Origin of the sequence: Actinomadura darangshiensis, assembly GCF_004349235.1 — a bacterium.
GTDB classification, from domain to species: domain Bacteria; phylum Actinomycetota; class Actinomycetes; order Streptosporangiales; family Streptosporangiaceae; genus Spirillospora; species Spirillospora darangshiensis.
In genome coordinates, this window is record NZ_SMKY01000293.1 from 1 (window position 1) to 11,159 (window position 11,159).

10 protein-coding genes are annotated in these 11,159 nt (G+C 65.8%); 7 read left to right on the plus strand and 3 right to left on the minus strand.

The genetic code is table 11. The features are described from left to right. The 3 genes from E1293_RS38340 to E1293_RS38350 all read left to right on the plus strand — a co-directional run. A partial coding sequence (locus E1293_RS38340) for an AfsR/SARP family transcriptional regulator (RefSeq protein WP_207939339.1) occupies nt 1-1,744 on the plus strand: 1,744 nt, incomplete at its 5' end. 435 nt (nt 1,745-2,179) lie between these two features. Continuing rightward, complete coding sequence (locus E1293_RS38345; protein WP_165978574.1) at nt 2,180-2,536, plus strand: winged helix-turn-helix transcriptional regulator; 357 nt, start codon at nt 2,180-2,182, stop codon at nt 2,534-2,536. A gap of 198 nt (nt 2,537-2,734) precedes the next feature. After that, nucleotides 2,735-3,913, plus strand: coding sequence for a cytochrome P450 (locus E1293_RS38350; RefSeq protein ID WP_132203588.1), 1,179 nt, complete (start codon nt 2,735-2,737; stop codon nt 3,911-3,913). Between the two features lie 4 nt (nt 3,914-3,917). Here E1293_RS38350 and E1293_RS49845 read toward each other — a convergent pair whose 3' ends face one another. Genes E1293_RS49845 through E1293_RS38365 form a run of 3 tightly spaced genes read right to left on the minus strand, consistent with a single transcriptional unit; the run spans nt 3,918 to nt 7,306 of the window. Then, nucleotides 3,918-5,495, minus strand: coding sequence for an SAM-dependent methyltransferase (locus E1293_RS49845; RefSeq protein WP_132203590.1), 1,578 nt, complete (start codon nt 5,493-5,495; stop codon nt 3,918-3,920). 60 nt (nt 5,496-5,555) lie between these two features. Then, the gene (locus E1293_RS38360; RefSeq protein WP_207939340.1) at nt 5,556-6,038 is read right to left on the minus strand and encodes a GNAT family N-acetyltransferase; all 483 of its coding nucleotides are present in this window, start codon (nt 6,036-6,038) and stop codon (nt 5,556-5,558) included. After that, a complete protein-coding gene (locus E1293_RS38365; RefSeq protein WP_132203592.1) occupies nt 6,035-7,306 on the minus strand; it encodes a helix-turn-helix domain-containing protein in 1,272 nt (423 codons plus the stop codon). Before E1293_RS38365 ends, E1293_RS38360 begins: the two co-directional genes overlap by 4 nt. A 539-nt stretch (nt 7,307-7,845) precedes the next feature. Here E1293_RS38365 and E1293_RS48040 point away from each other — a divergent pair. The 4 genes from E1293_RS48040 to E1293_RS38380 form a co-directional block, all read left to right on the plus strand. Next, complete coding sequence (locus E1293_RS48040) at nt 7,846-8,061, plus strand: hypothetical protein (protein WP_165978575.1); 216 nt, start codon at nt 7,846-7,848, stop codon at nt 8,059-8,061. A 20-nt stretch (nt 8,062-8,081) separates the two neighbouring features. Next, nucleotides 8,082-8,894, plus strand: coding sequence for an SAM-dependent methyltransferase (locus tag E1293_RS38370; RefSeq protein WP_165978576.1), 813 nt, complete (start codon nt 8,082-8,084; stop codon nt 8,892-8,894). Continuing rightward, complete coding sequence (locus tag E1293_RS38375; RefSeq protein ID WP_132203596.1) at nt 8,891-9,742, plus strand: SAM-dependent methyltransferase; 852 nt, start codon at nt 8,891-8,893, stop codon at nt 9,740-9,742. The genes E1293_RS38370 and E1293_RS38375 overlap by 4 nt, the downstream gene beginning before the upstream one ends. Beyond that, nucleotides 9,739-11,159: histidine kinase (locus E1293_RS38380; RefSeq protein WP_132203598.1), on the plus strand; the 1,421-nt coding region annotated here is incomplete at its 3' end. The genes E1293_RS38375 and E1293_RS38380, both read left to right, overlap by 4 nt.

Sequence of the window (11,159 nt, forward strand, 5' to 3'; positions counted from 1 at the left end):
CGGCCTAGCCGCCGCCATCAGCATCGCCGTGGCTGCCGCCCGACTGCATCGGCGGCGTCGCCTGCAACCCGACCCCGATCACCTCGCGGTCGCCGAACCTGAACCGGCCCTGGCGCCGGCGATCCGGACCCTACGCAAAGCTCATCTCGACACCTACACCGCCGCAGGTCGGCCCCCGCCCTCCGACGTGCATCTGGTCGACTCCGACTTCACCACCCAAACCCCCAGTCACCTCACCGTCGGGATACGCGATGGGGAACAGGTCACCGTCGCCCTGCACGGACTCAGCGTGGGACTTGATGGCCCAGGTGCCACCGATACTGCCCGCGCTATCACCACCGAACTACTGGCTAGCGCCCACCGGTCCCGCATCGAACTCCTCATCCCCAGCCGCACCGCCTCCACCCTGTTCAACCTCGCCGACACCGACCTGGATGAACTCGCCGAAACTGTCCCCGGCCTGGTGGTCCTCCCTGACCTGGATATGGCACTGCGCCACCTGGAGACCGAGATCCTGCACCGCGCCCGCATGATGAGCGAACACGACGTCCCTGATGTGTCAGAGCTGCGTAACGCTGATCCCGCCGAACCACTACCGACCGTCATCCTCATCAGTGCCACGGACCACCCCCCACGCTTCATCCACGCGCTGGAAACCGTCTTGCACCTCGCCGGACGCTATGGCATCGGCGGCCTCTTCCTTGGCCCATGGCCGGCAGGTACCAGCTGCCGCATCGATACCAATGGACGGGTCCTCCACACCGAAGGCTCCTACGCCGACACCTGGGCCAACGCTCAACTCTTCCGCTTGACCGCCACCGATACCGCCGACCTGTTGCACACCATCCGCAGTGGCCACGGCGCCAAAACCCCGACTCCAGGACCGCCCGCCCAGCCCCGCGCACCAGAGTTCGACGAACATTCCGCACCTGCGCCGACCCCGCTCAAGCCGCCGCATCCGAAAAACGAACCATCCCCGCTCCCGGTGCAGCTCCGCATCTTCGGGCCGGTCAACGTCGAAATCGCCCATGTCAAAGTCACCACGGGCCTACGCCGCATATCCCGCGACCTGCTGGCATTCCTCGCCCTGCACCCTGAAGGCGCCACCCGCGAGCAGACCATCGACGCAATCTGGCCGGACCGCGACCTCGACAGCGGCAGCACCATGTTCCACACCGCGGTCAACAACACCCGCCAAACCCTCCGCAAGGCCACAAGCCTGCGTGAGCCAATGTTCATCACCCACGCCGCCGGCCGCTACCAACTGGACGCCAACCTCATCGACGTCGACCTGTGGCACTTCCTGCACACCCTCGACGCCGCATCTCACGCCAACGACGATTCCGGCCGCATCCCCGCCCTGCGCCTACTCGCCGACCTGTACACAGGCGAACTGGCCGACGACCTCACCTACGAATGGGCAGAACGCGAACGAGAACGCATCCGCCGCACCGCCATCGACGCCCTCGTCCGCCTCGCCCACATTCTCCAGGCCGACGACCCCGACGACGCGCTGACGGTCCTCGAGCAGGCCTTCGACCACGACCCCACCTCCGAAGCCCTCGCCAGCGACCTCATGCGCCTGCAAGCCCGCCTTGGTCACCTCGATGCCGTCCGACGAACCCACCGGCTTCTGGCCTACCGACTCAACGACCTCGACATCGACCCCTCGCCAGAGACCGACCAGCTCGTCGCCAACCTCCTACACCAAGGCAAGCGGCCACCCGCCACCCAACTTCCATGATCGCCGCGCCGGCAAATCAGGCGCAGGGCCCCCTTTGGCAGGCGGGCATAGTTGGTGGGATATGGCCACCCCGACAGGCCAACCCGAGTGGACGTGGAGCCGAAATCAAGTGCGCCGCACCCCGATGTTTCCAAGACGCGGGGGCCCAGATTAAGGGACGACGTACGCACCGGCTGTGCCACCGAGCACGAGGCGCTCTTTTGCAGGGCGCCTGCACAGCACGCGAGACCCGCTGTACTAGTTACCGCTTGATCTCCTGCTGGACCCGGTCAGACCTACCCTCACCACGTCTGTCTTGGCGCGCTGGCCATGATGGCCGTGATGACCGATTGATGACCTGCTCTTCCTAACATCGACTGCATGTGCTCACAGGGGTGCGCGGCTCCCGATCATGTCACCCGCATCTCTGCCCGCCACCTCCACAGGAAGCTCAACGTGACCGACTGGACTGACAAAAGCCTAGTCAGCGAGACCCAGACCGTCCTTGAGATAGTGTCCGGGAAATGGACGCTCCACGTGCTCGCCGCCCTGGTAGACGGCCCCCGCCGACACAACGACCTCCGCCGCCATCTTGGTGACGGAATCCGCCCCAAGGTCTTCGATGAAACACTTCGACGCCTAACAGCATTGGAGCTCATCGAGCGTCATGCCACCCGGAAACAGGATCTCCCAGCGGTCTACTACGGGCTCACACCACTAGCACGGGACCTCATGTCCCAGATGACAGTCGTGGCCGACTGGACCGACCAGAATCGCCCCACCATCAAACCCTGGCGAGACCGCGGCAGGTAGCTCAACTCTATGATTAAAGTCTATTAGGGAGTCGACCGTGTGTTCAGGCACGCATATGCCTCCCCGTGACTACGGAATCTGTGTTATAGGGTCGCGCAGATCTGTGGCACAATCGCCGCCAAAGTCTGGCCAAATCACATCTGGATGGAGATGCTCGAACAACACGATGGCCGCCAATTGGAAAGCAGGTTCTAGCCGGTGCCGGTAGAGTTCGATCCCTACAGCGACGTGTTCCGCGTTGACCCCTATCCGACCTACGCCAAGCTGCAGCAGGAGGCACCGGTCTATCGCAACGCCAAGCTTGGATTCTGGGCCATCTCCAGATACCGGGACGTGACCGCAGCGCTGCGCGACCCGACTCGGTTCTCCAGCATCAACGGACCGTTGCTGGATCCGGCGATGTGGGGCCCGGGCGCGCACAAAGTCTTGTCGTTCTCGGCAATGGACGCACCTCGCCACACTGTGATGCGAGCTCTTGCGGCACCGGTCTTCGGCCCGGCCAAGGTGGCCACCTTGGAACCCGAGATCACGCGAATCACCCGATCGCACTTGGCGCCTGCCCTGGAACGCGGCAGCTTCGACTTCGTCACAGACCTGGCCGCCAAGGTGCCCATGGACGTGATCTCCGAACTGCTCGGTGTTCCGCCCGGAGAGCGCGAGAGAACACGTGAGTTGGCGAACCTGGCCGCTGACCGGCCGCTGGGCTCCCGCGACGTACCCCCAGAGGGTGCCGCAGCGCTAATGGAACTGGTGGAGTACCTGCGCGGCCTGATCGATGAGCGGCAGCGCCGACCCCGCGAGGATCTGACCTCGGCTTTGATCGCTGCCAGAATTGAGGGGCGTCCCCTCACCGAGGAGGAGGTCACCGCTTGCCTGGTGCTGTTGATCGCCGCAGGCAACGAGACCACCACCCGGCTACTCGCGGCCGCCTGGTACTGGGCGTGGCGCAATCCTGATCAGCGAGCAGTCGCCTTCTCCCACCGCACCGACGATTGGATCTCCGAGACGCTGCGCTACGACGGCCCCGTGCAGTACGTCCTGCGGACGACGACACAGGAGATGGAGGTTGCCGATACAGCGATGCCTCAGGGCGCACGGGTGATGCTCCTACTCGCGGCCGCCAACCGCGACCCGGATGCGTTCACCGCCCCGGATCGCTATGACCTGACTCGCGATACACGCCGCGCCATCGCCTTCGGCCTTGGCCCGCACTTCTGCCTGGGCGCACCGTTGGCCCGGCTGGAGGCCAGGGTGGTGCTTGGCGAATTGGCTGCCCAGGTCCGCGACTACGACATCGACGCCGGCCGGGCCCAGCCGGTGTTCACGACGAACACCCGTGGCTTCTCCAGCCTGCCGACGACGGTCAAGCTCCGCTGAATTGCTATCCGTCTTTCCGCCCGACACCAACCCACCAGGTGCCCAGACCTGATTCGACCTTGTCGCTGGCCAGGTCGGGACGCCAGTCGGGCGCGTCAACCAGCCGTCCAGGCTCCACCAAGGTAAGCCCGTCAAAGAAGCGTGCGATCGTGGCGTGGTCGCGCGGGTGTATCCCGGACCGACCCTCGCCCCACGCGTCCTTGGCTGTGCGGGCGAGGTGCTGGTCGACGGTGGATGGAATCGTGCTATGGGAGATGACAAGATAACCGCCGGGCGGTAGGGCCTGAGAGTAGGCCGTCACGATCGCCCGTGGGTCATCTTCGTCGGGAACAAAATGCATGACGGCGGCAACCAGAATGGCCAGCGGTTGACCGACGTCGATGAGCCGTCTCGTTGTCGGGTGCTCCAAGATGTCCTGGGGATGGCGGACGTCGGCTTGGATGAGGTCGACGTTGTCGTCGGTCGCCAGGAGCGCACGACCGTAGGCGCACACGATTGGGTCATGATCGACGTACAAGACGCGGGCGTCGGGTCCGACCCGACGCGCGACCTCATGGACGTTCTCCATGGTCGGCAACCCGGTCCCCACGTCGATGAACTGACGGATCCCAGCCTCTTTGGCCAGGTACCGTACGGCGCGGATGACGAAAGCGCGGTTCACTCGAGCGACCTGCACCGTGGGCGGGTAAGCCTGAGCCATGATCGTGGCGGCCTCCCGGTCCACGGCGAAGTTGTCCTTACCGCCAAGCAAACAGTCATAAATGCGGGCCGGGCTCGGTACGGTGGTGTCGATGCCGCCGACCTGACGCTGTGCTTCGGAGGCCAGCCAGACCGGGCGAGGCTTCCAAGAGGTGCTAGGGCGGTTTTCCGTGATCTGCGCGGCGACGCCCTCCAGCCAGCCTCCGGGTCTGGCATCCGATCCCAGCAATGCGATCCCATCACGGTAGGTACGCAACGCCTCACCCTTCCGGCCCGCACTGTTATGGGCAAGCATGAGTAGCCCGCGCAGGTGCTCGTTGAAGGGATCTTCAAACAGCCATCGGGCAGCCAGGGTAACGACTTCCCGAAAGTCGTTCACCTGCAGCAGCGCTTCGGCTAGTTCCTCCCGGGCATCTTGCAATTCGCCGAGCAGACTTTGCCGTTGTGGTTCCATCCCGACGGCTTGCGGCAGATCTCCGAGCGGCGGAGTGCCCCACAGGCTCAAAGCATGTTGGTATAGCGCCACAGCGTTCTGCGGAGCGGTGTCGCGAACGGCTCGGGCTTCATCAGTCAACCGCCGGAACTCGATCAAGTCAAAGAAGTCGGTCTCGACCAGGTGGAGACGGTAGCCGCCCTCCTCGGTGCGGAGTCTACCTTTTGGCAAAAGCTGGCGTGCGTTGTAGACCGCTTGTTTGAGGCCCTTGGTCGGGTCCCCTCCGCTCTGCTCCCAGAGTTGCTCGATGAGCACGGAAGTCGACACCACGGAGCCAGACCCGATGGCCAGGGCACAAAGCAGTTCCCGGACCTGCCCACGAGACATGACGATCGAAGTACCAGCGTCGTCCTTAACCACCAACCGATGCCCGAGAATTCGTAGCTCCACCGATCCTTGATCTCCTCTCAACTAAAACCGCGCCAACCTCATCAACTGCGAATTCGCCGCCTAACTGAGGCTACGCTCGATCACTGTGGCGTCTGCTCGAAAGAACAGCTTGGACGGAACTTGCTGGAGCCCGAGCCCGGCGTAGAACTCTTGGGCGTCGGGATTGTCGCTGTCAGTGGTCCATTCGACACGGCTGCACCGGTTCTTGGCGGCGACCTCGAACACGGCTTGCATGAGCAAGGTGCCGACTCCGGAGCGCCAGCGTGAGCGGGTCACGTACAGCTCTTTGAGATACAAACTGCGAGTGAGGCCAACCGCTGGCCACAGGAAGGACCAGGACGCGATTCCTACCAGGTCGTCGCCGTCGACAGCAACAAGCGCGTACGCCATTGGAGGGTCCCCGAACAGAGCCTGACGCAACTGCTCGGCGCGCTCTGCCGATTTCCCGTCGGTGGCGCCGCCGTAGAACTGGTCCATCTCATTCAACAGCGTGAGCATCGCGGGGATATGCCGAGGGGTCGCTGCGGCCACGGTCACTGTCACGTGGGGTGCCTCCTGGTCTCGGGGGTCGTCGTCAGTAGCTCCTGAAGCTGCCGCGCAGCGGGTAGCCGGCGTTGGGACTCGCTGATGGTGTCTAGGACTTCGCTTCCGCGCAGGCTGATGATGCCTTCCCGCTGCACTTCACTAAGAGGTTCAAGCGCGGCAACAGCGCATGCCAAAGCCTCGGTGATCGCGCCGTCCCTGGTGAGGCACAGGGTGTGGTCGAGATGGATAAGGGTGCGGTCGGTGAAATCGTTGGCCGGACACAAAGCCAGCGCCCGCTGCTGCGCGGTCCACGCCGCGCCGGTATCACCCAGATAGGTCAGAGCGTTGCCTTCATGGAAGCGCAGTTGCGCTTCGCTGTAACCAAACGCAGAGCTGTTGATCGCCTCGTTCGGGAGGCCTCCGAGAATGTCCTCCGCGCGGTGGAGCGCGGACCGGCATGCCTCACCGTGCTTGGGCCCGAGCGCGGCGTGGGCACGGGCCTCCAACGCCACCGCCAGAACAGCACCGACAGACGACTCGGCCATCCTCTGCGCGTCCTGCGCCACGGCCACAGCCTGGATGAGGTTGCCGGTATAGAAGTGCCCGTATGCCTCCTGCGCCAGGACCCACGACCGAGTCGGCGAGTCCTCCGCTTCCCCCGCGGCGATGCGTGCAGTCCGGGCCCAACACCGAAACGCAGGCTGTTCGCCCAATTTGATGAGGGTCAGGCACATCAGCCCCGACATCTGCGCAGTGATCCTGGTCAACCGGCGCAATGTCGAGACCGAGCGATAGCGCTCCAGCCCGGCCCGTAGTTCCTCCAGATCGTCTTCCAGATCCGTCGCTACTCGTGCCGGCGGCTGCTCACGGGCGGCTAAGCCATAGCGCAGGGCCGTCTCTTCCCAGCTTTCCAAGGCCGCCGCTGACATGGCCCCGGAGGAGAGCATGTCGTTGAGATCTCGGCGGAGTTCATCACGCCCGCGATGCGCAACAGCTTCCTGGACCGCAAGCTCTTCGTCACCGAAGAGCTGATCCTCGCTCGTCATCAGGGCCCGGCAGTACAGACGCCGGTAGTCCCCCTTTGGGCTGTACCTTCCGTTCTCCCAATCCTTGATCATGGACGCAAGGCTTGGCACCCCCGGCAGCCGCTGCCGGTTCCGGTGAGTGGCCGCATCGCGAAGCCGACGCGCCATCTCCGCCCGGGACCAGTGACCACCACCTTGGGTCTTCTGCGCTTCGCGGGCCGCACGCAACCGCGCACCGATGCGGACGCTGTCGGCGGACATGCATGCACCTCCCACCGGACCGTGAGGGGGAGGAATTCCTCCCATGGGCCCTGCCCATCCTCCCCTTTTTTCTTGGTGTCCGCACTCATTTGACTGGAGGCGCAAGATTCTCCGCCGAATGAGAAGAGTGCGCGACAGTGTTCCTTGCCGACCCTCCTGTCCCCTCGGGGTGTGCTTCCCCCGAGGAGGCCCCGACCTTGGCAGTGTGGAACCTCGGTGTTCGTCTCGAAGGCAATAGCTGGGCATACGAGCTCGTTGGCAACGGGGACGACAGCGTGTTGCGGCTTCTGGCGCCGACCTCCGACATCGCCCCTGACCGGACCGTGGAGGTCGTGATCCTGGCCCGTGTGCTTTGGCATGGCCACGGTGACGGGTCTCCAACCCGTCCGCGCCGAGGCCGGACGGGCGCTGCCTCCAGATGGCAAGCGAGATGGCATGACCAGCCGAACCGTCCATTTGCCTGCAACAGCGTGGAGACCGCTCCACACCGGGTCTCCGCCGCCGCATTTACTCCCGTCTTCCCCGCCAGGGAGATCACGATGACCGCCAAATCTCACGCCCACGCTGTCACTGACGCGGAGGCCAAAGCTGAGCTAAAGAAGGAATACCCCGGCTGGAACATCATCTGCTCCGCTCAGGACCGCTGGTGGGCCCAGCGCTTCCCGGTTCCCCGCGAGCTGCTCAACAAGCCGAACATGCTCGACGCCAACAGCGCTGTGGGTCTGCGCGCAAAGCTGGCGGAGGCGACGGCGTGACTGGAGACAACGGCCTCAGCTTGGACGGACGGGCTTCAACAGCCCGTGTCTATAACTACCTGCTCGGCGGCAAGGACAACTTCGCCGTCGACCGCGAGGCGGCCGAGAAGATCATCCGGTCAGCGCCAGATGCGCCTGACGTGGCGCGGGAAAACCTGCGATTCGCCGGCCGTGCAGCCTCCTGGGCCGTCGCCACGCACGGGATCAAGCGGGTGGTCGACATCGGAGTCGGAATCTCCTATGGCGTCCCCATTCCCTCAGTGGAGACGTGCGTCAAGCAGGCCGACCCCGCCGCGAAAGTTATCGGGTTCGACCCCGACGAGGTGGTACTGGCCCACGCGCGGGCCTACCGCCCCGGATATGGAGGGGTTCTGCACGGCGACGTCACAGACCTGGACGGCATCTTCAACCATCCCGCCGCCGATCTCATCGACACGACCAAACCGATAGTGGTCGTCCTGGCCGCCGTCCTGCACTTCATCAAGGACGCCACTGCCGTCATGGACGAGCTGTCGGAACGCCTGGCAGCCGGCAGCGTCGTCGTGCTCTCCCACGCGACCTCGACCGACACCAGCCAAGGCCGGGTTGCTGGCATGACCAAGGCATACAAGAAGGCGTCCAGCCAGATCATCTTCCGACCCGAAGAGGAGATCCGGGCGCTCGCGCACGGGTGGGACATCGTCACCCCACCCGACCTGGTCGACGTACAACGGTGGTCACCGGACGGCAGCTACAACGGCCCATCACATGAGACGGTCCGCGTCGTCGGAATGGCCGCCGTGCTGCCCGACCACCGACCGGAGCAGAACCACACGGCGGGGGCCGTCCAATGAGCGGCCGCGACATGGCGTTCGGCTCGCGCGCCGAGCGCGACCTGGCGGTCTACGACCACTCCCGGCCTGCGATGGCGCGGCTGTGGGCGCTGTGGGGCGGTTGGAAGGATTTCAACCCGGCCGATCGTGCCCTGGGCGATGAGGTCATGGAGCGGTTCCCGCAGATCACCTCGATCGCCCGGCACCGGCTGGCGTTCCGCAGCCGGGTAGTACGTGCCCTGGCCGGTGAGGGCGGTGTCGACCAGTTCCTGGTCGCCGGGATCGACATGCCGACGCACGACGAGGTCAACGCCATCGCCCGGTCGGTCAACCCGCGCGCCCGTGTGGTGTACGCCGACGCCGACGTTCTAATGATGACTTACGCCGAGGCCTTGTTCGGCAGCGAGTCCACGAGCACCTGCGGTTTCGTCAGGGCGGGACTGGAGGATCCTCGCGCGGTGCTGGATAGCGCTGCAGGGACCTTGGACTTCGATCGGCCGGTCGCTGTCGTGCTGATCAACAGCCTTGACGTCTTGGATGATCCCCAGGCCGTCGCGGCCCTGTCTGCCTTCCGGGCCGTACTGTCGGCCGGCAGCTACATCGCGTTCTGCCACCTGACCGCCGAGCACGACCGTGGCCTGGCCGTGCTCGGCAGCATGTGCGCCGGCATCAGCCCCGGCCCGCCACGCGTCCGCACCCCGGAAGCCCTGGAGAGGTTCTGCACCGAGATGGTGGTGATCCCGCCGGGGCTGGTGTCAGCGCCCGCGTGGCGTCCAGACCCAGGCCCTTGGCCGGTCCCCACCGGGGTGGATCTGTGGTGCGGCGTCGGCCGGATCTACGGCCCGCGAACCGAGCGGGGCCCGCGGTGACGCCGTTCCTCGACATGGGCCGCCGCATCGCCGAGGTGTGGCGCGCATCGACAGCCGCCCCCGTGTCCCCCTTCCCGTTCGCCAAGGTGATCATGACAACTACCGTTCCCTCGTCCGCGCCTGCGGCGCCGTCCGCGCAGCCTCCAGGAGATCCCCGCCATCAGGCCCCGGCTGGGTCCGGTTCGGTTCCGGCACGGCGGTGGCTGTGGTGGGGCGGCACCGTGTCCACCTGCACGTTGCTGCTGCACGCCGTCGCCGCGCCCCTCATATACCCGGTTGCGGGGGCGTTGGGTCTGGTGGCGGTGTTCGCGGCCACGTGCTCGGCGGTGCTGGTGCTGATGGTTCTGGCGCTGCTGTGGCAGCGTGACCGCGATGTCCGCGCCCTCCTGTGTAAGAGGGACCAGGCGCTGGTGTCGGCCCGTGACCGGTTGAATGTGCTGGAGACCGAACTGAGGCGCGCCGCTCAGGGTGAGCAGCGCGCCGCGCTGCTGGCCCGGCAGTTCCGGCAGCAGTCGAACGAACAGGCGGTTCTGCACGCCTCCGGAGCGGAGGCCATTCGGCAGGCCCTGGTCTTCCTCGCCGAGCAGCAGGTGTCCGCAACGGCCGGGGGCGCGCCGGTTCCTGCGTTCGTCCTGCCTGAAGACATGGCCGACCCTGACACCGCCGAGTTGGTGGAGGACCTGGTGGCCGAGATGCTCGCGCTGGTGCGGCGGGAGACGGGCCGGCGGGAGACGGTGCGGCTGGTGGTGGTGGCGCTGGCCCGGCGGCTGCAGGCGTCGGCGCTGGAGATCTACGGCCAAGCGGTCCAGATGCCGCCGCAGGTTCAGCAGGACCCGGATCTGCTGGAGGCGAGTCTGCATGTTCAGCATGCCGCGATGCAGCAGGCGCGGCGTGCGCAGAGCGTGGTGACGCTGGCCGGGGAGTGGCCGGGCCAGCAGTGGCAGGACGACGTGCCGCTGGTGGATGTGGTCCGCTCGGCTGCGGGCCGGATCACCAGTTACCAGCGGGTCCAGGTCAGCGGGAACCAGGAGATCGCGCTCACCGCCGCGGTGGTCGAACCGGTGATCCACACAATGGCCGAGCTTTTGGCCAATGCCGCACAGTCCTCTCCGGCGACCACAGCGGTGCAGGTGCAGGTCCGTGAAGTTCAGCGCGGCGCCGTGATCGAGGTCGACGATGCCGGGCTGGGACTGCGTGACCACGAACTGAGCGAGGCCCGCGAGATCGCCAGCGGGCGGCGCCCGGTGGCGCTGGAGGAGATGGGGGCGGTGCCCCAGACGGGGTTGCCGGTGGTCGGCCAGTACGCCCGGCGGCACGGCCTGGGCGTGGACCTGTCCGAATCGCCCTACGGCGGGATCCGCGCCGTGGTGTTGATCCCGGGAGATCTGCTGACCACTGTGCCCTTGCCCGCCTACCC